The sequence below is a fragment of the Tychonema sp. LEGE 07196 genome (assembly GCF_963890365.1).
GTDB lineage: Bacteria > Cyanobacteriota > Cyanobacteriia > Cyanobacteriales > Microcoleaceae > Microcoleus.
Genome location: NZ_CAWPRX010000116.1, coordinates 28,871 through 55,344, shown reverse-complemented (window position 1 = coordinate 55,344; position 26,474 = coordinate 28,871). Strand labels below are relative to the sequence as shown.

The following is a 26,474-nucleotide window of genomic DNA, read 5'->3' as shown; positions in this document are numbered from 1 at the left end:
CCGCGCGATTTATTCCCAGAAAAACTCAATTCATTCCGACAAAAGCCCGATCGCATACCGCACCGCTTCCCCCATCATCGAGCCGCGAACGCTCGCGGGCGCCGTTTTTTCCCACAAAATCAACTGTTCCCGAAAACCAGAGTCTTGCTTGGCCCGCTGCACGATCGCCTGACTGATGACTTTCCTCTGAATCTGAATAGTCGGAATACCTTGCTGCTTCAAATAATCCAACAGCCGCTGCACACTTTCAGAGAATTTATCCGGTGTTTGAGACATCAAAATAAACGAAATTTGACGCACCATTCGCTGGTAGATTTCCTGTTTTCTGACCAACACTTCATTTTGAATTGGCTCCTGCGGCTCCACACTGTTACTAGCAACAGCCAAATCCAGCAAACCCCAAATTTCTGCCCGCTTGGCTAAAACCTTTTCCAACATATCTGGATAAAGCGCCAAAATGCGATCGGCCAAAATCTTGCCATTCACCAAACGGTTAGCGCTCAGCCGCAGTAAATTTTGTTCTCCAGCAGACTCAAAAAATTGAATTTTCAACTGAAGTTGCCAACTCTCCAACTCCACCCGACGCACCGTAAACACCAAAGCCTCCCAATTAGGAAAATCAGCAAAATAGACCTCCACAATAGAACTTTCCTCTTGATTCTGCCGCCCCAATTCCCCAGACTCAAAATCGCGAGCCGCCGGAAAGCGATTTGCCGCAACTTTTGCAGTATAATCAAACTGAGTAAAAACATACCCGCAGTCAACTTTTGACAGATCCACATCTTGAACCTGCCAATTTTGAATACAGCAACCCGTAAGCTGCGCCCCCTCCAAACTCGTCCGAATCAAACGACATTCAATCAAACAAGCTTCTCTTAAATCCGCCTCACCTAACATCGCATCCATCAAATAAGCGCCACTCAAATCAGCTTTCCGCAAATCAGCACCGCGCAAATTAGCCTCGCTCAAATCCGCCCGCAGCAAATACACTCCTTGCAAGTTAGCTCGCAGCAAAAGCGCCTTCTTAAAACTCGCTTTCAACAAATAAGCACCAGCCAAATTAGCTCGACTCAAATCAGCATTATCGAGCACAGCCTCCGTCAAATCCGCCCCCGCCAGCACAGCTCGGTGCAAGTCAGCGCCCGCCAGATTTGCCGATCGCATTTGAGCACCATTTAAATCAGCTTCAATCAAATTTACACCGCTCAAAATTGCCGATCGCAAATTTGCTTCCACCAAATGCGCTTCCCGCAAATTAGCATCCGTTAAATTAGCACCAACAAGACTGGCGCGGTTGAGATTCGCCTCCATCAACTTCGCCCCCATCAAGTGTGCGCCGTCGAGTTTAGCTTTCTCCAAATTAATTTGGTCAGATTTAACTTTTTGAAGATTAGCACCGCCCAAATCCGCTTCAGAAAGCACCGTCCAATTGAGTTCTGCACCTTCCAAACAAGCAAGGCGCAAATCCGCTTTCGCCACATTTGCCCCGCTCAAATTTGCCCCGCTCAAATTTGCCCCGGACATCACTGCATTGCGGATATCTGCGCGGCGCAAACAAGCTCCAATTAACTTAGCATTGCTCAAAACAGACCAGCTCAAATTAGCACCGGTCAAGTTAGCACCTGTGAGGTTTATTTCTCGCAGGTTGACACCGCTTAAACTAGCACCGCTGAGGTCAATGTGAGCAAAGTTGCGCTCTCCTTCTTGATAGCGCAGCAAAAATTCTTGTACTTGCATTCGGAGGGGAAGGGGAAGGGGAATAGGAATGAAAAAACTATCTCTAGTCTGATAAAATAACTGTTATCGCGTTGGCAGCGAGGAATTTATTCCCCTAATTTATTGCGGAATAAATTTTTCTTTACCAACTATTTTTAGGTTGTGAGTTGGGAATTTATTCTTCTATTTTATTGCAGAATACATGGGAGCATTTTACTTTTGCAAAAAGCATTTTTATGGTAGTGCGAGCGTCCACCCTCGCTTATTATACTCCCCGCTCGCTTATTATACTCGCGGCTCGTCTATTATACTCGCTCTTCGGGGACGATCGCACGCTCAAATGCCAAACTGAGATGCTCCCAAATACATTCCTCACTACGAACCATTTTTAAGTTAGTAATTAAGAATTTATTCCTCTGATTGTTTGCGGACTCAAGTCCTCACGACGAACCATTTTGATTGTGCTAGAACCACGAAATTTATGTTATTCCTAATTTGGGCTAATAGGATGATTTTAGAGAAATCGCTGCAATTCTCCCTGCAAATACTTTGCCCATTTAGTCGCTAGAGGAACTTCTGTAAAAGGAACCTGCACCGCCGCAGCATCTTTCAACAAAAATTCTAGGGCGATCGCACTTCCCGAATTCGGCGGCGACTCTAAATCTACCACAGCGCCGTTAACTAACAACCTGAGCGATTGCACATTTTTCAAAGAAAAAGTTTGCAAATTCACAGGCCCGCTGCGAGTAGGTTTCCCCCAAGTCAAACAGTCTTCTTGCTGACCGAGTACAGCATAAATATCGTACTTGGCCTTGGCGAATTGTTCCGCCCAGACGCGATAGGCTTCTAACTTTTGATACTCGTTCCATCCAGCCCAAGCCAGCCCAATAAAAATTGCTAGCAGCGGCAACCACATTAAACCTCTTTCCATGCAATATCCTTGTGAAAAATACTCCCGGTTTTCTTTGCCATCTGCTTTAATGATACAATTTATTCAACTACTCAAACTTGCTTGGCAATTTAAACTAGAAATTACACCCATTTGCGATCGCGCGGGTAGCCACCGCCACCACATACCAAAAGCCCGCCCGCGAGTTTGACCGCCGCCACAACTAAGAAAACTGGCGATCGCGATGAAAATTCGGTTATTGTGGTGAACAAGCCTTCCCTCAACGGACGATCGGCAATGAAAAAAATTTTCTTTCTGTGCTTATTTTTAATCGGGCTTGGCTGGGCAATTTCTAATTTCCCAGGACTTGCTACTCAAGGCACCTACGACTCGATTGTGCTGGATTTCCGCGAAGATATCGGTAATCCTCTTGTTGCAAAACGAGTAGAAGAACTCGCCGAGTTGTACCAAATCGCACCGCAACTCAACAGTGAGTTTTCTAAAGAGGATAATGTGTATGTTGTCAAGGGCGATCGCACTTTGCTAAACGCCCTGAGAAAATCAAAGTTGGCTAAAGATACCGAATACATTGAACCGAACTACATTTACAGCGCTTACGAGATTCCCAACGACCCCATGTATGCCAAGCAGTGGAATCTCCGCAGCATCAACGTAGAATCGGCTTGGAACGAAACAAAAGGCAGCGGCACAACAGTAGCGGTAATTGATACCGGCATTACTCCCGTCGCCGACTTAAAAGAAACCAAATTTGTACCGGGCTACGACTTTGTAAACGATCGCGCCGAAGCCTACGATGACAACGGCCACGGCACTCACGTCGCAGGTACTGTCGCCCAATCAACTAACAACAACTACGGCGTAGCGGGCATCGCTTACGAAGCAGCTTTAATGCCGCTGAAAGTATTAAGCGGCAGCGGCGGCGGTACAGTTTCCGACATTGCTGAAGCAATTAAATTTGCAGCAGACAACGGCGCTGATGTCATCAACATGAGTTTAGGCGGCGGCGGCGAAAGTCAGTTAATGGAAGAAGCGATCGACTACGCCCACTCTAAAGGCGTTGTCATCATCGCCGCCGCCGGCAACTCCGGCGACAGTTCGGCATCCTATCCCGCCCGCTATCCCCACGTCATCGGCGTTTCCGCCCTCGGCCCCAACGAAGAAAAAGCCGATTATTCCAATTTCGGCGCGGGTGTTGACATTTCAGCCCCCGGCGGTTCTGAACTAGGCAAAATTCTCCAAAGTACGATCGACCCAGAAACCGGTGCCGAAATCTTTGAAGGCTACCAAGGCACCAGCATGGCTGCGCCCCACGTTGCCGGCGTTGCAGCGCTGATCAAAGCCTCCGGTGTCACAGAACCAGACCAAATTCGCAGCATACTCTTGCAGTCCTCGCGAAATGTCACAGAAGACCCCTTAAACCATTTTGGTTCGGGACACCTAGACGCAGGCGCTGCAGTTCAGCTAGCCCAGCGCGGACAAATCAACTTCCGCGACTTCTTCCGCTGGCTGCGCGACAACGGCTATCTCAGCCCCCGCTTCTGGATAGACGGCGGTGCAGTCGCCCTGTTGCCGAAAATTGCAATGGTGCTCGGTTCTTACCTGCTGGCTTTCATTATGCGGAATTATTTTCCGTTCCAGTGGACTTGGGGCTTTTCCGGCGGCTTGATGGCTGGAAGTTCTGGATTCTTTTTCCTCCGCAACTTGTTTGTATTTGACTTGCCGCAGTGGCCGATGAGAATCATGGGCAGTTCTATTCCCGAACTCGGCGGTGCAATTAACGGCAGCAATATGCTGAATCCTTTGTTTGCTAGTGTTTTGATTCCGGGGATTTTGATTGTTTTGCTGTTGGGACATCAACAGTGGAAGTGGATTGCGATCGCAACTTCGATCGGCTTTGCTAGCTGTTTAGCAGTGAATGCTGTAATCTCTCCTGCCGTTTGGGGATTGGGAACTGGTTTAGTAGCACAAACATTCTTGATTGTCAATGCTTTGTTGTGTTTTGGATTGGCACATTTAGCACTTAAAACAGAGGCGCAGTCAGCATGAGTATTACAGTCAAAGGCAAAATTGAACGCCAAGGATTAGGCCCTGGTACCTGGGCTTTGGTTGGCGAAAATGGAGAAACTTATGAACTTAAGGATGCTCCTTCTGACTTGAAAAAAGATGGTTTGAAAGTCAGTGTCAAAGGTACAGTCCGCAAGGATATCATGACTTTTGCGATGATCGGCCCGGTGCTTGAGGTGCAGTCTTTTGAAGTCTTGTAGCTCGATCGACTAATCCAGCTTTCAAACAAAAAAAACCCCGGCCATCATTGGCTGGGGTTTATTAATCAGGGTGCATCTACTAATCTAGTCTCCGGTAACACCGCACCTCTTTCAGGACAATTTCAGAAAATTGATGATTTCAGAAACCCGGTTTCTTTCAACATTTCTTGTCACATAGCCCAAAACTCCTAGAAACCGGGTTTCTCGGCCCCGATGACTCAGCCCTAAAACTGTCGCTAGCTGTCGTTATACCTAAATTTTGCCAAAAAAACCCCGGCCAAAATTGGTCGGGAGTTAATTAATCAGGGTGCATCTACCAACTAAGCTTTCTGAGAATTTCACCACAATCCGGAAATTAACCTCAAATTTATTTAGCATCAGCCTTAACACAAAAAAAACCGGCCAAAATTGGTCGGGAGTTAATTAATCAGGCTGCATCTACTAATCTAGTCTCCGGTAGCACCGTACCTCTTTTGGGACAATTTCAGAAAATTAATGATTTCAGAAACCCGGTTTCTTTCAACATTTCTTGTCACAAAGCCCAAAACTCCTAGAAACCGGGTTTCTCGGCCCATACGTCAGCCATCAAACTCTCGCTAGCTGTCGTTATACCTAATTTTTTACAAAAAAAACCCGGCCAAAATTGGTCGGGAGTTAATTAATCAGGGTGCATCTACTAATCTAATCTCCCACCCGACAGCACCTTTTTCCGGACAGTTTCGGAAAATTAATGATTTCAGAAACCCGGTTTCTTCCTAAATGTCGTCACAAAGCCCAAAACTCCGAGAAACCCGGTTTCTCGGCCCATACGTCAGCCCTAAAACTGTCGTTAGCTGTCGTTATCCCTAATTTTTGCCAAAAAAAACCCGGCCAAAATTGGTCGGGAGTTAATTAATCAGGGTGCATCTACTAATCTAATCTCCCACCCGACAGCACCTCTTTCGGGACAATTTCGGAAAATTAATGATTTCAGAAACCCGGTTTCTTCCTAAATCTCGTCACCTAGCCCAAAATTTGTAGAAACCGGGTTTCTCAGCCCCGATGACTCAGCCCTAAAACTGTCTCTACCTGTCGTTATAGCTAAATTTTGCCAAAAAAAACCCGGCCAAAATTGGTCGGGAGTTAATTAATCAGGGTGCATCTACTAATCTAGTCTCCGGTAGCACCGTACCTCTTTCGGGACAATTTCATAAAATTGATGATTTCAGAAACCCGGTTTCTTTCAACATTTCTCGTTACAGAGCCCAAAACTCCTAGAAACCGGGTTTCTCGGCCCCGATGACTCAGCCCTAAAACTGTCGCTAGCTGTTGTTATACCTAAATTTTGCCAAAAAAAACCCGGCCAAAATTGGTCGGGAGTTAATTAATCAGGGTGCATCTACCAACTAAGCTTTCTGAGAATTTCATCGCAATCCGGACAGTCGCCACTAAAAATTCAAATTTCTTTGCGGTGAACCAGAGTTGCACTAGCTTGGTCTGTCGGAACTAGCAAGATTTCGCTAATATTGACGTGGGGCGATCGCGTGGCGCAAAAATATACTACATCGGCTACATCATCCGCCTTCAAAGGTGTCAATCCTTGATAGACATTCTTCGCTTTTTCTGCATCGCCGTGAAACCGGACATTGCTAAATTCTGTTTCCACCAAACCGGGTTCTATTTCCGTCACTCGCACCGCTGTTCCCAAAAGGTCTTGTTTCAACCCATCAGAAATCGCTCTCACCGCTGCTTTGGAAGCACAATAAACACTACCTTTCGGGTAAGCTTGGCGGCCTGCTATTGAGCCGATATTCACTACGTGGCCGCGGCCACGGCTGACCATTCCCGGTACGATGTAGCGAGTCATGTAAAGCAAGCCTTTCACATTGGTATCAATCATTTCTTCCCAATCTTGAAAGTTGCCTTCGTGCAGTTTGTCTAAACCGCGGCTCAATCCGGCATTGTTAATCAGAATATCGATGTTTTTCCAGGCATCGGGAAGCGCAGCGATCGCCGATTCGACTTGCGGGCGATCGCGCACGTCCAATTCTAGCAAGTAAATCTCGTTCATCGACGCGACGGATTTTGTTTCTACAAGTTCCTTTGCTAGTCGATCGAGCTTTTCAACGCGGCGGGCTGCTAAAATTAGTTTCGCTCCACCTTTGGCAAATATCTGGGCACAAGCCGCTCCGATACCGCTACTCGCACCCGTAATGAAAACAATTTGATTTTGGATAGAAATCATTTTTTGGTTATTGGTTATTGGTTATTGGTTATTGGTCATTGTTTCTTGGTTATTTGTTATTGGTTATTGGTTATTTGTTATTTGTTATTGGTTATTTGTTATTGGTTATTTGTTATTGCGGCAGTTAAATTGAATGTCAAAAAATATCTAAATCTTGTGGGATGTCCCGCCCGCCCTGAATATACAATTTAAATGCGTGACAGCTTAGTTACTCGCTTGGGGCTACTAATAACTAATAACATTAATATTCACAGCCAACTGCTAACTGTCAACTGCTTTCCTGTCAACAGTCAACAGCCAACAGCCAACAGTCAACAGTCAACACTCAACACTCAACACTCAACAATTCCCATAACACCTATTTTTATTACTTGACAACCCGCAAGCGCACGCTAACCGTGGCAATTCCGCCTTGTCGCATCAAAACTGCTGATATCCAGCGATTCTCTGGCGTGGCCGGGGCTTTACCTACTTTAAAAATACCCCCAGAATTCAGCAACTCTAAGTCTATTTCTGACGGATTAAACAATGTTTTTTCGCTAATCGGTTCATCCAAAACAGTTCCTATTAAAATATCGTCGCCGATTGGTTCTCGAACAATGGCGTCAAAATGGTACTCTTCCCCGACTTTCACTTGTTCGGGAAAACTCACTTGAATTGTGGGAGGATTTTTACCAGAAGTCAGCTCAGTTTGTTCTGCTAAAATCTCTTGCTTGACTATTTTTTCACCTTCAAAACGCTGCTGAGAACGGATGGTAGCTTTGAGATTTAAGTCGATTCCATCTTTTTTCTGAGTGCCGGTAATTGTAGTTACGGTTTCGGCGATAATGGCGCTACCTTCGGTTTTCCAAGATTTGAGATCGGTGCGGTAATTTAAACTCGGATATCGATCCCAGAGTTGGGTGAGGGCTTTTTCCATGATGCGACTGTTTAAGCCGTCAGAATCGGTGAAATTTGCGCTGTAAAATGCCATGACTGCTTTGACATCGCGCCGGTTGGCTGCTGCGTCAATTTCTGTTAGCAGTTTGGTGAGGGGGGCGGGCGCATTGGCTGGGGTTTGGACGATCGCCCTGGGAGTAGCCCCCATCGGCGCGATCGCTTTTACAGCAGTCGGATGCAGCACGCCAGCACTTACCGCTGTTAAACATAACAACATTTGAGCGATCGACAGCCCGCAGTTAAAGCCAAAAACGATCGGGCGTTGGCGCAGCCCGCCCCTACGGGGGCTGCGCCAACGAAGAGGATCGGCTTTTTCGTCCCGACTGCTGCAAAAATACTGAGATACACTTGGCACTAAATTCAACAAATTACGCATTAGATGATACTTTGGTTATTTGTCAGGGGTCGCGGCACGGACAATTGTTCGCCTGCAACAAAAACTGACAACGGAAGGAGGGACATGGCACAATCTAATTTTAGATGGCTGATTGAAAATTGGCTGAAACTGCCGGAATAATAAGCATAATAATCTAAAACCTCTAATCTAAAATCGATCGACCTGTGGAACTTGTAAAAGAGACAAATACCTTGACAAAAGCCCCCCTGCGGTTGTTGGTTGCAGCTAGCGGTACCGGAGGACATTTATTTCCAGCGATCGCCACCGCCGCCGAGTTGGCCGACTGTCACATCGAATGGCTGGGAGTCCCAGACCGCATGGAAACGCAGTTGGTTTCATCGCTTTATCCCCTCCACACGATCGCCGTAGAAGGCTTTCAGCAGCAATTTGGGCTCGGTACAGCGCGTATTTTGGGCGGACTGCTCGGCTCGATCCTTAAGGTGCGAAAGTTGCTCAAAGAAGGAAATTTTCAGGGAGTGTTTACTACCGGCGGTTACATCGCAGCACCTGCAATTTTGGCGGCTCGCTCTTTGGGTTTGCCGGTGATTCTCCACGAATCTAATGCAATTCCCGGAAAGGTGACGCGGTGGTTTAGTCCTTTTTGCACTGCTGTGGCGATCGGATTTGCTGCAGCAGCCAAACATTTACCCCGCGCGAAAACCGTGGTTGCTGGTACACCGGTGCGATCGCAATTCCTCACGCCGCAACCTCTAAAGTTACCAATTCCTGACAGCGTACCTGTGATTTTAGTCATGGGCGGCTCTCAAGGTGCTGTCGCAGTCAATCAATTAGTGCGCGAGTGTGCACCGGCTTGGTTTGAGGCTGGTGCTTGGGTAGTTCACCTCACCGGAAATAATGACCCGGATGCTGAGAGTTTGAAGCACGAGCAATATTTGTCAATGCCATTTTATGACAATATGGCGAGTTTGTTGCAGCGAGCAAATATAGCAATTAGTCGATCGGGCGCTAGTGCTCTGACAGAATTAGCTGTTACCGGAGTACCTTCTATTTTAATTCCTTTTCCTTACGCCGCTGACGACCACCAAAGATTTAATGCCGAAGTATTTGCAGCATCAGGAGCCGCCGCAGTATTCCGTCAAAGCGAACTCACAGCAGAAGTATTGCAAAGCAAAGTGCTGTATCTGTTAAAAGATTCCGAATATTTGGCCAAAATGTCTCAAGCTGCTGCTCACTTAGCGGTGACAGACAGTACGGAACGTTTGGCAAATTTGGTCAGGGAATTGTTGAGTCGGTAGCGCAAATTTAATGACTTCTTTTTAATGAAGCTAAATGGTAAAATCTCGCTCCAACTCAATAAGGTCATTTCCGCTAGAACCACCTCAATCAAATAGGTTTGTAGTGAGAACTTTAGTTCGCATCATCAGAAGAATAAAGTCATCACTACGAACAGTTATTAATTCGCCCTAGGCGACATTCAGCTTCACAAAATCAACCACCGACGCTAAGCCATCCTTCGTCTTCAAGTTAGTAAAAACAAAAGGTTTCTCCCCGCGCATCTTTTTAGCATCCCGTTCCATCACCCCCAAATCTGCACCCACAAAAGGCGCGAGGTCTATCTTATTAATTACCAATAAATCCGATTTAGTAATTCCCGGCCCGCCCTTGCGCGGAATTTTGTCCCCAGCAGCGACATCGATTACATAAATTGTCAAATCTACCAACTCCGGGCTAAAAGTTGCCGCCAAATTGTCGCCGCCGCTTTCGACAAAGACTAAATCTAAATCAGTAAATTTGTGTTCTAACTCTTCTATAGCTACCAAGTTGATCGAAGCATCTTCGCGGATGGCTGTATGGGGACAGCCGCCGGTTTCTACGCCCAAAATTCGATCGCTCTCCAAAGCTTGACTCCGAACCAAAAACTGTGCATCTTCCTGAGTATAGATATCATTAGTAACCACAGCAATCTGGTACTGCTGTCGCAGCGCCTTACACAAAGCATCAAGCAAAGCAGTTTTTCCCGAACCAACCGGGCCAGCAATTCCTACACGAAAAGCACTCATATCGATTTTAGATTTTAGATTTTAGATTTTAGATTTTCCAATTTTCAACTGCGAAACAACCGAGTGTACTGAGTTTCATGGGCCATGCTAGCCAGTCCCAATCCCCAACTGCAACTAGCAATATCATCATCTTCTAATCTTAAAACTTCTCGCGCCGTAGAGTTAATTTGAGAATGCAAATCTAACAACAATTGCTGGCCAGCAGTTTGACCCAAAGGAATCAGTTTCACCCCCGCACTCGCCAAATTTGCAGCCCAACTGTACAAATATCCTACCACGGCGGCTTCCTCTTCAATCTGCCAACAAGCCGCCGCTATCCCAAAGCCGATCGCAAAATTGCACGGATTGCCGCCAACTTCCACCAAATCTTTTACAATAGTTGTTAAATCAGAAACAACGGGCGATTCCCTGCGGGGTAGCTTCGCTTCACGCAAATCCAGCAACAACCGCGTCAAAGTCCGTCCCATCTGCCAACTTTGCAAGCGCAACTCTTCACTTTCCTTAGCAGCAGTCGCCCAAGCATTCCAGTAACTCAAAGCCCTCAAATCCCCAATTTTTGCCGCCCTCAAAGCCCGTATCGCCACAGCAGCTTCTACTCGCACCGCTCCAAATTCCAGGGAATTTTCTAACCAATTCCTCAAACTCATCTCGCTGTCGATCGCACCTGCTGCTACCAGACTTTCAATTCCCTCAGAATAACTATAAGCTCCCACAGGCGCAAAAGCTAACTGCAACAAACATAAAAGTTGATTGTTCACTGTTATTTGTTATTTGTTGTTTGTTATTTGTTATTTGTTATTTGTTGTTTGTTATTTGTTATTTGTTATTTGTTATTTGCAATGTCCGATGCTTTTAGGCCCGATGCTTTTAGGCCCAATGCTTTTAGGCCCAATGCCCAATACCTAATGGCTGTGGCCGTAAGCGCCCGTTTCCGGCTGAAACGGTACAATTTCCTCTATAACTTCCAAACCCATTTTTTCCAGCATTCCCTGCAAAACAGAGTCGGGAGAAAGCCTTAAATAATTCTCAGTAACTTCTAAAGCTACGTGACGGTTTCCTAAATGATAAGCCGCCCGCAGCAGTAGCAAATTAGTCGAGGCCCGCGCTGTGATTACCGGTTCGGGTTTTGCACTTACCAGTACCAAACTGCTGCCGTCTTCCGACAGCAATAAATCTCGATCGCGCAATACCGTACCTCTGGGTAAACTCAGGTGCAGTTTTTCCCCACCTTCTGTCTCGAATTGGTGGCGGCTGCGAGTGCGATCGTCGGCTGTCATCGCTAAAGTAAAGCTGACAGCAGCATCGGGATTTGCAGGCAAATGTTTGGTGAAAGTTAGCATTTTTTTATTCTATTCCTCAACTTAACTCGCTTCACATCTAGTTTTTGAGGAAGATCTTTTTTATCTTTAATAGCGACTGACAGCGAGTTGCAAAATTGTCATCTCTCTGAACCGCTCCCGTCCTTGAATACCATGTTTGGCTCGTTTTGTCAAGCACTTTATTACAGGCGAGATCCCTTTCTTAACTATTTTCGCATAACGCCCAGTAACTCTAACAACAGAACGGGAGAGGAAGAAAGACTCAAACACTCGATGTTTATTGATTTCCCGCTTGTTGGAGCCGCAGCAGCTCGGCTTGAATTTGCTGTTTGACTGCCGGATTTGCTTGCTGCAGCAAAGTGAGCTCGTTGAAGCGTCTAACTGTCAAGTTATTGCTTTCAATAATTTTTTTAGCTTGGTCGCAGTAATTCACAGCCACGCCGCGAACACCTCCCGACAGCCTGTTAATTTCCTGAGTTTCGTTGCACACTACTCTGGGCACCGAACCTCCAGCCATTCCTTTAATTTCCTGATAAGCTTGTACCCGTCTGGGTTCTATTGACAAGACAGCGCGAGCGTAGTTAGTAATTTCGGTGTTGCTAATGGCTTGAGCTTGGGCTGCCGATCCGAAAACGAGGTTTGGAGATTGTCCGTACAAGCCAGGGGCCCATCCGGTAGCCAAAGCTGCTGCAGATATGATGACGGAGAACAGCGATTGCCGTAGCATCGGGTTTAGGCGAAATTTAGAGTTGTTGGTTAAGGTGTTCATGGTCGTCGGTGATTGCTTGCGTGTAAATAAAAATGACACAGCGCTGGGAGGCTCAATATTTGTGAATCATGTGGTGGCGAAAAAGTTCCTGCCGACAAGCGTAACAATCTTTAATTCAAGTAGAAGGATTTGCGCGGTTGCTAGGGCGATCGACTTTTTAGCAAACTCGATCATTAGATCCATCCTAACATCTCACCAGAAGTTGAGAGAACACAGTATTTAGGCGGTCATTTTAATTGCGGTGCGTTTCATAATTCCCTCTACAAATAATTCTCAAAGCTCAAATATTAAATAATTATAAAACTCCTTGACAAATGACTCGTATTTAGGTGCGATCGCCCATCAGACGATTTTAGATTTTAGATTTTAGATTTTAGATTTTAGATTGGGGAATTGGGAATGATATCAATTCCGGTTTCACTCCTCATGACTGTTGACTGTTGACTGTTGACTGCTGACTGTTGACTGTTGACTGTTGACTGCTGTTGACTCGATTTTATTATTCGGATGCAACCGGAAACGATATGACGCACGCGCGAACCTGGTTTGTTATCGTAATCGATATCGATCGCACAGGGTATTACTACCCCAAGACAGAGGCAGCATTCGGGAACTACAGACTAAAATCTTGTTATCAAAACCCGCGCTATGTGTTTTCGGCCATCACCTGCGAACCTTCAATTCGGCCCCGCTTCCTCAAGTTTCGGGCTGGGAAAACTTCTCGGACTTATCGAGAAACCAAGTTTTTCTACCAAAGATTGTTACAGCCGCCGGCAAGACTAGAAAAACCCGGATGGCTGGGATTTTTGTGCCTGAGCCTTCTTGTCATATCGATCGCAAACAGCGAATTTTTGCAAGCGTTTTCGCCGCAAGTTAACAATTATTAATTACCGATTTCCCATGAAAGCTCAAAAAGAAATTTGGCGAGTCATCCTCGCAGTAGCTATCAGTACCGTAGGCGTGCTGCACTTTGCAGTACCCGCACCCTTTATCAGAATCATGCCGCCCCAGCTTCCTTACCCGGAAGCATTGGTTTATATCAGCGGTTTTTTCGAGATTTTGGGCGGGATTGGGCTGTTAGTTCCGCCAGTCAGCAGAGCAGCGGCGTGGGGGTTAATTGCCTTGTTTATTGCCGTATTTCCAGCTAATATCAATCAAGCCGTCAACAGCATACCCATAGAAGGGATTCCCGACAACCCATTAGTGTATTGGTTCAGGCTGCCTTTTCAAGCCGTTTTGATTGCTTGGGCCTGGGTTTATACCAAACCAGACGAAGGTAAACCACGGGCTTCTATAATTCCAGATACGACAAAAAACGCCCCATGAAGCAGTTCGACTACCATGCGGATTTTAAGAACATCGACTTTCGACAGCACCCAGAACTTTATCGGGTGGGGAAAGGAGAACAAGGAGTGCTATTGGTGGAACCCTACAAAGGAGAAATTCTGCCTTTCTGGAGATTTAAGACTCCTGAAATTGCCAGGGAGTCCAGCAGCAAAATTTACTCGTTATTTTTAGAGTATCTCGATGGCGAAGATTTTGTGGGAGCGGACATGGCGCGCAAGTTCTTGCAAATGGGGTATACTCGATCGCGCCGCTACGCCAACCACAAAAGCGGTCGAAAATACAAGCAGAACCCTCAAAAAATGGAGTCTGTTGCAGAGCAAACCGCCGCTCGCCAAGATATTTTACCCCTAGATGCAGATCCGGTGAAAGCAGAATCCGCCGCCATTTTTAAAGACAAATGGATGCTGGCCAAAACCAATGAGAAATATCTCCTGCTTTTAGCCAGACACCGGCAGATGTATGAATCTTCTTCCAGCAAGTCTGAGGATTGACATCCTATGCTGTCGATTATCATAAAAAACGAGGTTCGCAGTGCGGAATGCGAGTCTGCTTGAAGGCTGCAGACTTTCGGCCGCGAACCGTTAACGCCTGCGGTTAATTGAGCAGGCGCCATAGGGCATAAACTTACAAAAACTTACTTATAAATTACCATTTCTCCTCCGGGGCAGCAATGCAGTTGTGCTTGCCTATCTCGGAGGCGAATTGACTTACCGGATCCTACAATTTACTCATCATCTTCTTCTGTTTGCCACTGTCGCAAAAGTTCAAAGGCATTAAAGCCCCTGTATTGCAGGTAGTTCAAGACTTTGCCCTTAGTTTTTGGATCTACTCGATCGATCGCGTCGATCTTGTATTTCCGCATGACTTTGGCTTTTAATTCTGCCAGTTTTTGGGCTTCTGAATCCTGATTTTCGGCAAATTCTTCTTCCCAGACTTGCTCGAATAAATCGCTAGTAATTCCTTTTTGCAGGCACTTGCGCTTGATGGCGGATTTCCCGTATTTGCCCGCAGCACTTGCGATCGAGTTTGCCACCAAGCGAGTGTCAGACTGATAGCCCCGGTCTTGAATTTGCGCGATCGCCTCCAATATTTCCTCATTGCCAAAACCTTTCTCTTGCCCCTTTTTGCGAAGTTCAGAGGCACTGTAGTCTTTGCGAGACAAGAGAAAATAGAAATAGTCAAGACAGCTCATCAGTTAAATCGCATGGTGGCGCGCAAATACTCCTGTAACGAATGCAAATCCAGTAGCCTTAACCTAGGCTGACTGCATCGCGATCGCCTTTATTCTTCTGTATCCTCCTCATCATCTGCCAATTCCACCTCTGGTCTGTCCGCATCGATCTGAATCAAGCGAATGTGCTTGTATCCGAGTTTAATTTCAAACTCGTCTCCTGGCTTTAATCCCATTTCTTGGGTGTAATTTGCCCCGATCACGATCGAGCCATTCTTGTGAACGCTAGCGCGATAACTCGCTTCTCGTCCGCGTCCGTCTGCTTTAGATTTCTCTAGCTCAATGCCCTTAGCAGCTAATACTGCATCGTAAAACTCAGCCAGGTTAATCCGTGTTTCTCCACTCTTGCTGACGGTGAAGTAGCCGCAAAGCTTTGCAAGTTCTCTGCGAGGCAAATCGCTGCCTTTGATTTTTTGAAGCAGACCTTTTCCTGTTAAGGGTGCTGTCGCTGTTTCTGCCATTGACCTTACCTCGGTTATTGGAGTTTACTTATATCAATTACAACACATTAGATTAACTTTGTTTCACTGTCAATACTAAGAATTAAAAAGATCGGATTCTGGATAAATTTCTGCAGCCTCAAAACTGGGGGTACAACTCGTGGATGCTCGAAGCGCGATTTATTTGCTGCTGGCGACTAAAATGGTTGTCTGAACCCTTGGAGCGATCGCAGCAGGAATTATTGTCGCAAATTAAATGCTTTACTTTTTTAAAGTAAAGTCTGTTCCCTGCATTCACCAATCCAGCTCCTGTCTGCAGTCAAAGTAAAAAACAAGACAGACATGAATGGAAATACCTAGAGCGCGATCGCTGCAAATCTGCCCAAAGCATTTACCTGCGCGGGGTTAACTTTTACCTCAACAAGGCGAGGCCGCACATATTTTCTATCCCCCTACCAGCTAGCTACTTATAAACCCTGTTTTTCGGGCTGCCAATCCCCTCAAAACCCCAAATACCGAGTCCCAATCTTCTATTAAGGTGTTCGGCATATAACTCGCACAGAAAACAGTCCGACGATCGCAATCCGGTAAAAATTCATGCAAATTTCACCTGTTCGTTGAACGGGTTTTAGCTAGACAGGCGGGAATCCCCAGCCCATAATCTTTGGGCGGGTGGGATGAGAGCCGCGCTTTTGTGAGGAGCTATCCTCCCTCCGCGATGTTGGGCCCAGCCAACCAGCATTCTTAAAGATGGCGACGAGACGAGCGATCATTTTAATAATTGTGGTAAAATATTCATATCTTCGATCGCAGAATAACAATCTATATCTAGATAAAACAGCTTTGATGTGACAAATGGGGCGGGACCTGTTCCTCACTATAAAACGCCGTAGAGCGAAACGATGAAGGAAGATATTGATATCCTTGACCGAACTCAGATGCCTACAACATACCGCTTGCGGTTGGTGTAGGAGCGTCACCTAAAACCAGACTCCACCGGCGCTGCAGAAACATCGCGCAGCCACCAAGAAGGGAATAAGCTGTTGGGTATTTAAATTGTGTGTGGTGATTGAGGGTCTGATGGGAGAGAATTTTTGGCGATGTCAGGGAAATATACAATTTAAAAGCCACCGCATCTTCATACCATTTTCGCTCCAGACGGTGACTATGTTGTTAATTGTTAAGGCTCTGGGTTTGATTGGCGGCACGCCGCACCACGAATGCTCGATCGAGCATTTCGCGACTTATACCAGATTTTGATACCATTTTCACCCAAAGAATGTAGCGGCAGGGCAACTCCCAACCCTGATCTAATAAGTCAATCTTTATTCATAGGACTTACGCACCGGGGGTCAGAAACCGGGCTTTTTGACAAAATTCTTCGCTGCAATCGGCAGTAAGGCTAAAAAACCCAGTTTCTTTGTCGGGAGTGCGTAATATCAAATCCGGTTGATAACAAAAACGGTTCGTAGTGCGGACGACCGTCGGCACTACGAACCTTACTGATTGCGGTAAATTGACCGGACATGATATAAATCCCGATCGCAAATCTCATATCGCCAATGGCAAATAGTATGGTTTCGATTCACAACCCGATCGATCGATACAAGTCCTCACCTGCGATCGGGCAATCGATTTTAATTTATCTGTTGAATATAATTTTGCGACAGGGGAGTCCGCATCTCCGGGAGTAACTGTTCCGGTTTCGCGCTGCGGTGCTGCAAGTACCGCAACCCAGCAAAGCCAGCACTCAAAGCAATCGGCAACAAGCAAAGCGTCAGCGCCAGACATTTTTTTAATCCCGGTTTTTTTAACGCTTTCTGAGCCTTTTGAGCGACAAGGTTTGGTGAAATAACCGAAGAATTTGGATCGGAAATAGAGTTGGGTAAATTAGTCGCCGATGCTCGATCGCTAGGGCTCATCCAATCCCTGCGATCTTTTAGTTGGTCAGGACAATATTCCCAGACTTCGCCGTCCTCACTGTCTGACTCATCCGTTTGATAGGCTGGCTGTGGAGGGTTTTGGGCGATCGCCACCACCGAAGACGGCCCCTTCCATTCTGTGCCAGACGATGCCGCCGACGGCATTCCAGACGCGATTATTTGCAGCCCTATACTGGATGCGGTACTTTGGGTTGGAGCGCCGGTCAGATAGCCGTCAAAGTCCGGGTGCTGGTAAAGAATGGGCAAAGCCCAATATAACTGGTGAGAACCGTAGGTAGAAATTAGTCCCGCCCTGGCCCGACTCAGGCTGAGATCGACTGGATAGCCTTGATTGAGATTCCGGTAAAACAGTCGCGTCAGAGTTAGGGCTACTTCGTCGGGGATGCTTTCTGCCATTGCTAGCACTGCAGGAATGCCCCGCTTGACTAAAGCTTCGGTTAAGTTGCGTTCCGGGCTGTCGTCTGTGATGCCTGATGGGCCGCCGTAGGCACCGCGGCAGGAGTTGAACACAGCCATCTGAATGCCGTTGTTGACTAGCAATCCCGCTAAGTCGTCGCCGCTCAAGGTTTCGGTTAAGCCGGTGCGGCTGCTGACTAGGTAGAGTTCGCCACCTCTGGAACCGGGGTTGCTGTGGCCTGCGTAGTGCAGGACTTGGTAATGTCCTTGTTCTAGGGCTTGGGTAAGCTGTTCTCGATCGGGCTGTTCGAGAATAGTCAGTTGAATTTCCGGGGAATGGAAGCCGTTTTTGAGGGGGTTAGCGCTGCGGTTTTGCAGTTCTTGTTGCAGCTGCAGCACTTCTCGCGAAAGCTGCAAGTTGTCTAGATCGCTGGGAGAGGCGATCGCCATTAAAATTTTTAGCGGCCCGCCACTTGGCAGTATCCGGGTTTGTTTGAATAAACTTGTACCTGGTTGGTAGCGAGAAAACACCAAATCGGTGCCGGTTGCCAAAGGGCGATCGCCCGCGTGCAGAACTTCCCACGGTAGTCGCGGCAAGTCCCTGCCTTTGAGCCCGAGCCGCAGTTCCAGCACATCTCGGCGGTGCTGGGCGATGCCTTGAGCGCAAGTCCAACTGTCGCGCAAGTTTCCTTGAAACAGCCCGCTATATAATTGTTGCCCGAGGGTTACTAAAGAAGGCGCTGAGTGTTTTTCCGATCGTGACAGTCCCCGGCCAGTAGCAGTTCCCTGGAGCAAGCCCACCAAAGGATCGTTCATCAGTTGAGCAGACAGCGCCAGCCATTCGTCGATCGGCCAGCGGACTTGTTGTTCTGCTAAGGGTACACCGGGTGCAACCTTTTCTGTCCGTACTAGATATTCGTCGTCCCCAACTGGGGTAACTGAGAGTTTAAATTCCTGGTTCACCGATTTAGCGCCCTCCCGCCTCAATTCTGATTTTGCCTGCGTTTTTGCAGCTAGCAATCGCCACCGACAAACTGATTTTTACTCTTTGAATGAAACTTTCTGATTGCGCTTCCCCCGATCGGGCGAACGCAGAACTCAAATATATTTGTTCAAACACTTTGAGGGTGTAAAACTTGTACTTTAATAACAGTTTATTAGTTTTGATTGCCCTGCGGCTAATTGAAAGCGGAATTTTCTCCAATTTTGCTATCTTTAACATTTTGCACCTCTACCGCAGACCCCTTTACATTCCTTGGGAACTTGAGTTTCTCATTGCTGAGTAAAGTTAAATTGGAGGTACTTTACCAAGCGGATCTCTAGTTCTTATTAAAATAACTTCAGCTCTCACCCACCTGTTTCAGGGAAATATCAAAGGTAAATTTGAGTAAATTTTTCGGGGAGGCGATCGCCCGATCGCTACTCACCGCTTATCCTCTACCATCATCCCCCCATCTGAAATCTAGATTTTGTGTCAATTAATGAATTGGTCGGCTCGGAACCTCATCTGTAAGCCCCGAACCCTCATCTGCAGCGTCGATTTGAGATTGGGCCCTTGAAGATTTGAGATTGAGTTGTGGTTTTGAATCTGCTAGTAAGAGCTTTCTTCTAAAATTTGGAGACTTCCCGACAGAAGTACGCGACACGGTACTTGTTTCTGGGATGTCTCAGGGGCGATCGGCAATCGATAGAGTGATTATCGATAATTTCTAATTAAGGGTTGCTATTTTACCACTTTTATGATATTCTTCTTTATCAAAATGTATTAATGTATTTATATTTAAATAGAAAAGAGCAAGCTAAAAATCTTAATTTTCAACAATACAACCCTCATAAAATTATTCCCATAATTTCCAACAACAATCATTTTGATTGTTGATAAAACGAAGCCTAGTCAATAGGGTTTGTAGTGCGGACTTTAAGTCCGCAAGCACATCGAATATTACTGTGCTTAAGCGAGCAAACACGATATTATTTGCGATCGCAATGTCTGTTTGTGCTTGTCAATTTCACTAAAAACAACTCCTGCGTTGATTGCTGTTGGTTGCTGATTTTTCAAATCAGTCTTAAGATAGATAGATTTTTGCTAAGTTGTTTATATTGCAGAAAAAATATTTTTTTCAGTTCGATCGCAGCGGGGCGATCGAGCTCGAATTGCCGGACTGAAAATTAAAACAAATATTTGCGACGGCGAATTATTTAAATTTGTAATTAATCATCGGGAACTAAAATTAGAAGCGTACAGTCACTTACATCAAGAATTCAAATCCTTAAGTCAGGGAAGGATTTGTCAGAGCTGGAAGTGTTACAAAACTTCAGCGCACCAGGCTCGATCGCCAGAAAAGCCAGGGGAAAATTTGGGGTAAAAAAATTTTAGGTGGTTGTCTAGGAGTTGCGATCTGCGAGTTTAAATAAGGCTAAATCACGGTAAAAATACGTAGAAAATCTACCCTTAAGCGCAAGTATACGCAGCTTACTGTAGAAATTACGGAGAACATCAAAAGCAAGCTGAACTTCGGTACAAAACTTGCTGTGTATGTGGTGGCTCAGTTATTTTTGTGCGCGATTGCCGGAGAGAGAACTCGCAGAAACAGCAAAATAACCCCTGGCAGTTTAAATAGCATCTCTAACAAAAAGGTGGAAAACCAGCCGCTAGAGCAGACAAAAATATAAAATTATAATTTGTTGTTCTGCTGTCTCCTCCTTGCTGATAAACTGATTCTAAGAATCTCAATCTTTTGGAGACAATATTAACGATGGAAGAAGAAATGTTGTTAGGAAATGTATCGGGAACACTTTTTCCCGATCGCGATCGAACACAAATTTCTGACTTGACAGAAACCAATTTGTTTGCACCGATCGCCCTAGATGACGAAGAACCAGAGTTCGGGCTTTCCGCCAGCGAACTCGATCGGCTAGCGGCTTTCCGCAGCGCCAGCGCGATCGATTCTGATAGCGAATTAGCCAAGTTAATTGACGACGCGATCGCCCAAAACACCGCTAGCAACAGTAACAGCCCAGTTCCGAATCAGTCTAACGGCAGATCCGAAACAACTGCTGAGGATGACAGCACAATGGCTGAATTTAACGCTATACCCGAAGAAAGTGCCGATCGCACAGATGACGCAGAAGATGGCAGCGGCAGCGTTCGCCAGACTCTCGAAGGTACCGATGACGATGACTTAATTGTCGGCACCAGCGCTGACGAGGTGATATTCGGCAAAAAAGGCCGAGACAGAATGAGAGGAAACGGTGGCAAAGATCGGCTTTACGGAGGTAAAGATGACGATGATTGCGACGGTGGCGATGATGACGATGAAATAAGAGGCGATCGCGGTAACGACATCGTTAAGGGTGGCCAAGGCGACGACAAGGTATATGGTGGCAAAGACAACGATACTATTTTGGGCGGCAGCGACCAAGATACTTGTTTTGGCGATGACGGCGATGACTGGGTAAACGGCAACGACGGAAATGATCGGGTTGACGGCGGCGCAGGTAGCGATAGCGTGTACGGCGGCAAAGGCGACGACAAGTGCGACGGCGGCGAAGGCAACGATACCGTCAGGGGCGATCGGGGCAACGACATCGTTAACGGTGGCGAAGGCAACGACATCGTTAACGGTGGCAAAGATAACGACACCGTGATGGGCGGTGCCGGCAGCGACGTTTGCGACGGCGACGACGGCGACGACAGCGTGATGGGAGGCACCGGCAACGACACCGTGATGGGCGGTGCCGGCAATGACGCTTGCGATGGCGGCGAAGGCGACGACAGCGTGATGGGCGACACCGGCAACGACACCTTGATGGGCGGTGCCGGCAACGACATGGCAGACGGTGGCGAAGGCGACGACAGCGTGATGGGCGGCGACGGCGGCGACACCTTGATGGGTGGCGCGGGCAATGACGTTTGCGATGGCGGCGACGGCGACGACAGCGTGATGGGCGGCGACGGCGGCGACACCTTGATGGGCGGTGCCGGCAACGACATGGCAGACGGTGGCGACGGCGACGACAGCGTGATGGGCGGCGACGGCGGCGACACCTTGATGGGTGGTGCGGGCAACGACGTTTGCGATGGCGGCGACGGCGACGATAGCGTTGTCGCTGGCACCGGCGACGACACCTTGATGGGCGGTGCCGGCAACGATACCCTCATGACTGGCGACGGCAATGACATGGCAGACGGTGGCGACGGCGACGACAGCGTTGTCGGCGGCGGCAATGGCAACGACACCTTGATGGGCAATAACGGCAACGATACGATCGTTGGCGGTACTGGCAACCATACCTGTATCGGCGGTGCTGGAAATGACGTTTTTGTCATGAGTAACACCACCAGTCCCGGCAGTTCAGTCATCACTGACTACACAGACGGCAGCGACAGGTTTTTGCTATTTGGCGACTTGATTTTTAGCAGCTTGTCGTTTGTGCAAGTCGGCATCAATACCGAAATTCGGGGCAGCAATAGCTTTGTGCTGGCGCTGTTATTAAATGTCAGCGCTACAATTCTCGATGCTAGCGACTTTTTGGGAGCTAACGGTACTCCTGTAACTCCAACTCCAACTCCAACTCCAACTCGAATTCCAACTCTCCCGGTAGTTAATGCCCCTCCGCGAGTGGAAGCTAATAAGAGTTTGACTGTCGGTTCCGACGGCAACCAAATAACTATTACTTCTGACTTCTTGAAGTTTGTCGATAGCGAAACAAATGCTAGCGGTACAGTCTTTAAGATAACGCAGTTGCCTGATGCTACAACCGGGCAACTATTCTTTAAGGGAGTAGCCGTAACCCAAGTTGGTTTAAGCTTCACTCAAGCAGACATTAGTCTCGGTTTGTTAACTTTCCAAGCCACCATAGGTTTTGTCGGTGCGGCTAGTTTTGGTTTTGAAGTTAGCGACGGCAAAAATGTACTCGCAAACCAGACTTTTAGCTTGAAAGTCGAGCAAAATGTCTTTAATTTTGTTGGCAATACAGTGCCTCAAGTTATTGTCGGTTCGGCGACGCTAGATAACGACATCCAAGGCGGCGACGGTGGCGATGACATTACAGGCGGTAGCGGCAAAAACAAAATTAAAGCAGGCAAGGGCAACGACACAATTAAAGGTGGCGATGGCGATAACGATATCGACGGCGACGATGGCGATGACGATATCATCGGCGGTAAGAGCAAAAACATACTTAAGGGAGGCAAGGGCAAGGACACAATTAAAGGTGGCGACGGCGATAACGATATCGACGGCGGCGACGACGATGACAATATCGTCGGCGGTAAAGGCAAAAACATACTTAAGGGAGGCAAGGGCAAGGACACAATTAAAGGCGGCGATGGCGATAACGATATCGACGGCGGCGACGACGATGACAATATCGTCGGCGGTAAGAGCAAAGACAAATTAGTCGGCGGTAGCGGCAACGACACGTTAACCGGAGATGACGGCGATGACTCGCTCGAAGGTGGCGCAGGAAGCAATACTCTCATTGGGGGTGCTGGGAAGGATCGCTTTATTTATCTGGTTTCCCGCCAAGAGATTCAAACAGTTGTAGAAGCTGACTTAATTACTGACTTTAATGTCGATGACGATGTTTTAGAGCTTTCTACGGCAGCTTTTGGTAATCTCAGTGTTTCTAGCTTGACTCGACTGGAAATTACTGCTAATTCTGCTGTTGGGTCGATCGGCAGCGCTAACTTGCTCGACTTTAGTGCTGATATCACCGTTAACAGCATCGCCACTTTGCAAGCGCGGTTTGCAGCCTTGGGCGGCAACACCGACGCGCCTGTTTTCTGTCAGTTTACAGATGCCGCTACGGGCCGTTCCGTGCTGGTATTTTCTGTTGGGGCGCGCTTTGAAATTGTCACCAGTTTCTCGCTGACATTTAGCCTGCAAGTCAGTAACTTTGTCTTCAGCGGCCCGTCGCTAAATGTTCCTGTCGGTACTGCCGGCCCTGACAATGTTAATTTCGGCACTTATCCTGCCGCCGTTAATTTCGACGGTTTAGGAGGCGACGACAACATTGTCGGCAGCAATTTTAACGATACCATCAAGGGCGGCGACGGCAACGATACCATCACCGGCGGCCTCGGTTTGGATGTCTTAAGCGGCGGCAGCGGTGCGGATCTGTTTGTTTACGCGACAACTAAAGAAGGCGGCGATAAAATTACCGACTTTACCTTTGGGGTTGACAAATTCCAGTTTGCAGCCAGCGAATTCGGCAATTTGACTACTACTAACTTTGACGGTATTACGGGTTCAACTCCTGACATTACTGGCAAAGAGTTGGTGATTTTCACAGGCGGCAGTTATGCCTCTTTGGAAGCTGCACAAGCGTCTGCTTTGGGCAGTTCTACAAGTGCTGGTTTCTTCGCGTTTACCAATGCGTCGAACGAAACGGTGTTGTATTTTGACTCGAACGGCACTTTAGCAGGCGGTTCTACCTTAATTGCGAACTTGGGTACTGCTGCAGGAAGTTTGGGCTCGGCAGACTTTTTGTTTACTGGCTCAATTAGCAATTCCCCAACTGGTACTACTACCAACTCAGGTAGCGTTGCCGATTTAACTGCTGCTGGGAACACTTTCCCCGTAGCCTTTAACAACTTCGGTTCTGGTGCTGGCGGTTACAACTTCAGCACTCCTGTTTTATTTACTGGAGATGCGAGTGCTAACAGCGTCACCGGTACTGAATTTGCTGACATCATCACTGGTGGTGGAGGTGCGGATATTCTCACAGGTGGTTCCGGTGCGGATATCTTTGGTTACAAGGCTCCCGGTGAAGGCGGCGATACGATTACCGACTTTACCTTTGGGGTTGACAAATTCCAGTTTGCAGCCAGCGAATTCGGCAATTTGACTACTACTAACTTTGACGGTGTGACGGGTTCAACTCCTGACATTACTGGCAAAGAGTTGGTGATTTTCACCGGCGGCAGTTATGCCTCTTTGGAAGCTGCACAAGCGTCTGCTTTGGGCAGTTCTACAAGTGCTGGTTTCTTCGCGTTTACCAATGCGTCGAACGAGACTGTGTTGTATTTTGACTCGAACGGTACAGCAGCCGACGGTTCTACCTTAATTGCGAACTTGGGTACAGCAGCAGGAAGTTTGGGCACGGCGGACTTTTTGTTTACTGGGACGATTAGCAATTCTGGGACTGGTACTAATCCGACTGGTACTACTACCAACTCAGGTAGCGTTGCCGATTTAACTGCGGCTGGGAACACTTTCCCCGTCGCCTTTAACAACTTCGGTTCTGGTGCTGGCGGTTACAACTTCAGCACTCCTGTGTTGTTTACAGGAGATGCTAGCGCTAACAGCGTCACGGGTACTGAGTTTGCTGACATCCTCACAGGTGGCAGCGGTGTAGATGTTCTGACTGGCGGTGCTGGTGCGGATATCTTTGTTTACAATGCTCCCGGTGAAGGTGCTGATAGCATTACCGACTTTACCTTTGGGGTTGACAAATTCCAGTTTGCAGCCAGCAAATTTGGCAATTTGACTACTACTAACTTTGACGGTGTGACGGGTTCAACTCCTGACATTACTGGCAAAGAGTTGGTGATTTTCACAGGCGGAACTTATGCAACGGTGGAAGCTGCACAAGCTAAAGTTCTGGGCAATTCTACAAGTGCTGGTTTCTTCGCCTACAGCAATGCGTCGAACGAAACTGTGTTGGTGTTTGACTCGAACGGTACGGTGACGGGCGGTTCGACAATTATTGCGAACTTGGGTACTGCTGCTGGCAATTTGGGAACTGCGGACTTTGTGTTTACAGGGACAATTACCAGTGCTCCGGTTGCAACTTCTCCTAGCTCGTCGGGTAGCGTTGCCGATTTAACTGCTGCTGGGAATACTTTCCCCGTAGCCTTTAACAACTTCGGTTCTGGTGCTGGCGGTTACAACTTCAGCACTCCTGTGTTGTTTACCGGAGATGCTAGCGGTAACAGCGTCACTGGTACTGAGTTCTCCGATATTTTGAACGGTGGCTCTGGTGCTGATATTTTCGACGGTGGCGCGGGTGATGACAGCATCTCCGGTGGCGCTGGTAATGACAGTCTCTTCGGTGGCGCGGGTAGCGACAGTCTCTTCGGCGGCGACGGGAATGATACTTTAACCGGCGGTGCGGGAACAAATGTTCTCAGCGGCGGGCTTGGTGCTGATGTGTTCGTGTTCACCGGAACTACTGCTGGTGGCGGGGATATCATTACCGATTACAGCATTGTTGATGATGTAATTAACATTGACAAGTCTGCTTTTGTCGGGCTCGGAGCGGGCGCTTTGGGTTCGAGTTTCTACCTATACAGCAGCACTGTTGCTACTGTAAGCGCGATCGAGTCAACGTTGACTGCGCCGTCGATTATTGCTCTCTTCGATAGTGTAGCTAATACTACTAAGCTGTACTACGATAGCAACGGTTCTACGGTTGGTGGCAACAGTTTGTTTGCTACTGTCAATGTCGATTTGGGAGTGTCTGGTAATTCTGAATTGTTCTTGTTCTAAAGGGCAAGAATTCCGTTCTGAATATCGGGGATATGCGCGGGGACACAGCATTGCTGTGTCCCA

21 protein-coding genes are annotated in these 26,474 nt (G+C 47.4%); 9 read left to right on the top strand and 12 right to left on the bottom strand.

The window, feature by feature from the left end:
* Positions 1-30: 30 nt before the first annotated feature.
* Both AACV78_RS14235 and AACV78_RS14230 read right to left on the bottom strand, forming a co-directional pair.
* Positions 31-1,737 (bottom strand): pentapeptide repeat-containing protein, encoded by a 1,707-nt coding sequence (locus AACV78_RS14235; protein WP_194008575.1) that lies wholly within the window; start codon positions 1,735-1,737, stop codon positions 31-33.
* Positions 1,738-2,230: 493 nt separating this feature from the next.
* Positions 2,231-2,647 (bottom strand): hypothetical protein, encoded by a 417-nt coding sequence (locus AACV78_RS14230; RefSeq protein WP_194008574.1) that lies wholly within the window; start codon positions 2,645-2,647, stop codon positions 2,231-2,233.
* A 255-nt stretch (positions 2,648-2,902) separates the two neighbouring features.
* Between AACV78_RS14230 and AACV78_RS14225 the strand changes: the two genes are divergently transcribed.
* The gene (locus AACV78_RS14225; RefSeq protein WP_194008590.1) at positions 2,903-4,672 is read left to right on the top strand and encodes a S8 family peptidase; all 1,770 of its coding nucleotides are present in this window, start codon (positions 2,903-2,905) and stop codon (positions 4,670-4,672) included.
* Complete coding sequence (locus tag AACV78_RS14220) at positions 4,669-4,890, top strand: hypothetical protein (protein WP_194008573.1); 222 nt, start codon at positions 4,669-4,671, stop codon at positions 4,888-4,890. The genes AACV78_RS14225 and AACV78_RS14220 overlap by 4 nt, the downstream gene beginning before the upstream one ends.
* 1,435 nt (positions 4,891-6,325) lie before the next feature.
* On the opposite strand, the gene AACV78_RS14215 is transcribed toward AACV78_RS14220, so the two are convergent.
* Positions 6,326-7,114 carry an SDR family oxidoreductase gene (locus AACV78_RS14215; protein ID WP_194008572.1) on the bottom strand — a complete coding sequence of 263 codons (789 nt, stop codon included), beginning with the start codon at positions 7,112-7,114 and terminating at the stop codon, positions 6,326-6,328.
* 192 nt (positions 7,115-7,306) lie between these two features.
* Here AACV78_RS14215 and AACV78_RS14210 point away from each other — a divergent pair, with 192 nt between their 5' ends.
* Positions 7,307-7,489 (top strand): hypothetical protein, encoded by a 183-nt coding sequence (locus AACV78_RS14210; RefSeq protein ID WP_194008571.1) that lies wholly within the window; start codon positions 7,307-7,309, stop codon positions 7,487-7,489.
* On the opposite strand, the gene AACV78_RS14205 is transcribed toward AACV78_RS14210, so the two are convergent.
* The gene (locus AACV78_RS14205; protein ID WP_194008570.1) at positions 7,482-8,429 is read right to left on the bottom strand and encodes a nuclear transport factor 2 family protein; all 948 of its coding nucleotides are present in this window, start codon (positions 8,427-8,429) and stop codon (positions 7,482-7,484) included. The genes AACV78_RS14210 and AACV78_RS14205 overlap by 8 nt on opposite strands.
* A gap of 185 nt (positions 8,430-8,614) precedes the next feature.
* Between AACV78_RS14205 and murG the strand changes: the two genes are divergently transcribed.
* Positions 8,615-9,706, top strand: a complete 1,092-nt coding sequence (murG, locus tag AACV78_RS14200) for an undecaprenyldiphospho-muramoylpentapeptide beta-N-acetylglucosaminyltransferase (RefSeq protein ID WP_370528819.1) — start codon at positions 8,615-8,617, stop codon at positions 9,704-9,706.
* Between the two features lie 168 nt (positions 9,707-9,874).
* On the opposite strand, the gene ureG is transcribed toward murG, so the two are convergent.
* The 4 genes from ureG to AACV78_RS14180 all read right to left on the bottom strand — a co-directional run bounded on the left by ureG (position 9,875) and on the right by AACV78_RS14180 (position 12,559).
* Positions 9,875-10,471 (bottom strand): urease accessory protein UreG, encoded by a 597-nt coding sequence (ureG, locus tag AACV78_RS14195; protein ID WP_194008569.1) that lies wholly within the window; start codon positions 10,469-10,471, stop codon positions 9,875-9,877.
* A 44-nt stretch (positions 10,472-10,515) separates the two neighbouring features.
* The gene (locus AACV78_RS14190) at positions 10,516-11,229 is read right to left on the bottom strand and encodes an urease accessory UreF family protein (protein ID WP_194008568.1); all 714 of its coding nucleotides are present in this window, start codon (positions 11,227-11,229) and stop codon (positions 10,516-10,518) included.
* A gap of 144 nt (positions 11,230-11,373) precedes the next feature.
* A complete protein-coding gene (gene ureE, locus AACV78_RS14185; protein WP_194008567.1) occupies positions 11,374-11,811 on the bottom strand; it encodes an urease accessory protein UreE in 438 nt (145 codons plus the stop codon).
* A gap of 256 nt (positions 11,812-12,067) precedes the next feature.
* Entirely contained in the window at positions 12,068-12,559 is a 492-nt protein-coding gene (locus tag AACV78_RS14180) for a DUF4168 domain-containing protein (RefSeq protein WP_194008566.1), read from the bottom strand.
* 524 nt (positions 12,560-13,083) lie between these two features.
* On the opposite strand from AACV78_RS14180, the gene AACV78_RS14175 reads away from it, so the two are divergent.
* From AACV78_RS14175 to AACV78_RS14165, 3 genes are read left to right on the top strand one after another with little or no spacing between them, the layout of a single operon-like run.
* Positions 13,084-13,446, top strand: a complete 363-nt coding sequence (locus AACV78_RS14175) for a hypothetical protein (protein ID WP_194008565.1) — start codon at positions 13,084-13,086, stop codon at positions 13,444-13,446.
* A 13-nt stretch (positions 13,447-13,459) separates the two neighbouring features.
* Positions 13,460-13,885: a DoxX family protein gene (locus AACV78_RS14170; RefSeq protein ID WP_194008564.1), complete on the top strand. Its 426-nt coding sequence runs from the start codon at positions 13,460-13,462 to the stop codon at positions 13,883-13,885.
* Positions 13,882-14,397 (top strand): DUF4385 domain-containing protein, encoded by a 516-nt coding sequence (locus tag AACV78_RS14165; RefSeq protein ID WP_194008563.1) that lies wholly within the window; start codon positions 13,882-13,884, stop codon positions 14,395-14,397. Before AACV78_RS14170 ends, AACV78_RS14165 begins: the two co-directional genes overlap by 4 nt.
* Before the next feature lie 233 nt (positions 14,398-14,630).
* Here the strand turns inward: AACV78_RS14165 and AACV78_RS14160 are convergent, their stop codons facing one another.
* Positions 14,631-15,098, bottom strand: coding sequence for a regulatory protein RecX (locus AACV78_RS14160; protein WP_194008562.1), 468 nt, complete (start codon positions 15,096-15,098; stop codon positions 14,631-14,633).
* A gap of 89 nt (positions 15,099-15,187) precedes the next feature.
* Positions 15,188-15,598 (bottom strand): AbrB family transcriptional regulator, encoded by a 411-nt coding sequence (locus tag AACV78_RS14155; protein WP_194008561.1) that lies wholly within the window; start codon positions 15,596-15,598, stop codon positions 15,188-15,190.
* Between the two features lie 1,059 nt (positions 15,599-16,657).
* On the opposite strand from AACV78_RS14155, the gene AACV78_RS14150 reads away from it, so the two are divergent.
* Positions 16,658-16,837, top strand: a complete 180-nt coding sequence (locus AACV78_RS14150) for a hypothetical protein (protein WP_194008560.1) — start codon at positions 16,658-16,660, stop codon at positions 16,835-16,837.
* Between the two features lie 377 nt (positions 16,838-17,214).
* On the opposite strand, the gene AACV78_RS14145 is transcribed toward AACV78_RS14150, so the two are convergent.
* Together AACV78_RS14145 and AACV78_RS14140 are read right to left on the bottom strand one after the other, a co-directional pair.
* Complete coding sequence (locus AACV78_RS14145; protein ID WP_194008559.1) at positions 17,215-18,879, bottom strand: CHAT domain-containing protein; 1,665 nt, start codon at positions 18,877-18,879, stop codon at positions 17,215-17,217.
* A 4-nt stretch (positions 18,880-18,883) separates the two neighbouring features.
* Complete coding sequence (locus tag AACV78_RS14140) at positions 18,884-19,138, bottom strand: hypothetical protein (RefSeq protein WP_194008558.1); 255 nt, start codon at positions 19,136-19,138, stop codon at positions 18,884-18,886.
* 1,534 nt (positions 19,139-20,672) lie between these two features.
* On the opposite strand from AACV78_RS14140, the gene AACV78_RS14135 reads away from it, so the two are divergent.
* The gene (locus AACV78_RS14135; protein ID WP_304941014.1) at positions 20,673-26,411 is read left to right on the top strand and encodes a cadherin-like domain-containing protein; all 5,739 of its coding nucleotides are present in this window, start codon (positions 20,673-20,675) and stop codon (positions 26,409-26,411) included.
* Positions 26,412-26,474: the final 63 nt, after the last annotated feature.

Excerpts from the sequence above, each read along its gene's own strand:
- AACV78_RS14180 (WP_194008566.1), bottom strand. The coding sequence starts at position 12,559 with ATGAACACCTTAACCAACAACTCTAAATTTCGCCTAAACCCGATGCTA.
- AACV78_RS14175 (WP_194008565.1), top strand. The coding sequence starts at position 13,084 with ATGACGCACGCGCGAACCTGGTTTGTTATCGTAATCGATATCGATCGC.
- AACV78_RS14155 (WP_194008561.1), bottom strand. The coding sequence starts at position 15,598 with ATGGCAGAAACAGCGACAGCACCCTTAACAGGAAAAGGTCTGCTTCAA.
- AACV78_RS14235 (WP_194008575.1), bottom strand. The coding sequence starts at position 1,737 with ATGCAAGTACAAGAATTTTTGCTGCGCTATCAAGAAGGAGAGCGCAAC.
- AACV78_RS14225 (WP_194008590.1), top strand. The coding sequence starts at position 2,903 with ATGAAAAAAATTTTCTTTCTGTGCTTATTTTTAATCGGGCTTGGCTGG.
- AACV78_RS14160 (WP_194008562.1), bottom strand. The coding sequence starts at position 15,098 with ATGAGCTGTCTTGACTATTTCTATTTTCTCTTGTCTCGCAAAGACTAC.
- AACV78_RS14230 (WP_194008574.1), bottom strand. The coding sequence starts at position 2,647 with ATGGAAAGAGGTTTAATGTGGTTGCCGCTGCTAGCAATTTTTATTGGG.
- AACV78_RS14170 (WP_194008564.1), top strand. The coding sequence starts at position 13,460 with ATGAAAGCTCAAAAAGAAATTTGGCGAGTCATCCTCGCAGTAGCTATC.
- AACV78_RS14215 (WP_194008572.1), bottom strand. The coding sequence starts at position 7,114 with ATGATTTCTATCCAAAATCAAATTGTTTTCATTACGGGTGCGAGTAGC.
- AACV78_RS14210 (WP_194008571.1), top strand. The coding sequence starts at position 7,307 with ATGCGTGACAGCTTAGTTACTCGCTTGGGGCTACTAATAACTAATAAC.
- ureE (WP_194008567.1), bottom strand. The coding sequence starts at position 11,811 with ATGCTAACTTTCACCAAACATTTGCCTGCAAATCCCGATGCTGCTGTC.
- ureG (WP_194008569.1), bottom strand. The coding sequence starts at position 10,471 with ATGAGTGCTTTTCGTGTAGGAATTGCTGGCCCGGTTGGTTCGGGAAAA.
- AACV78_RS14150 (WP_194008560.1), top strand. The coding sequence starts at position 16,658 with ATGGGAGAGAATTTTTGGCGATGTCAGGGAAATATACAATTTAAAAGC.
- AACV78_RS14205 (WP_194008570.1), bottom strand. The coding sequence starts at position 8,429 with ATGCGTAATTTGTTGAATTTAGTGCCAAGTGTATCTCAGTATTTTTGC.
- AACV78_RS14165 (WP_194008563.1), top strand. The coding sequence starts at position 13,882 with ATGAAGCAGTTCGACTACCATGCGGATTTTAAGAACATCGACTTTCGA.
- AACV78_RS14220 (WP_194008573.1), top strand. The coding sequence starts at position 4,669 with ATGAGTATTACAGTCAAAGGCAAAATTGAACGCCAAGGATTAGGCCCT.
- AACV78_RS14135 (WP_304941014.1), top strand. The coding sequence starts at position 20,673 with ATGGAAGAAGAAATGTTGTTAGGAAATGTATCGGGAACACTTTTTCCC.
- AACV78_RS14140 (WP_194008558.1), bottom strand. The coding sequence starts at position 19,138 with ATGTTAAAGATAGCAAAATTGGAGAAAATTCCGCTTTCAATTAGCCGC.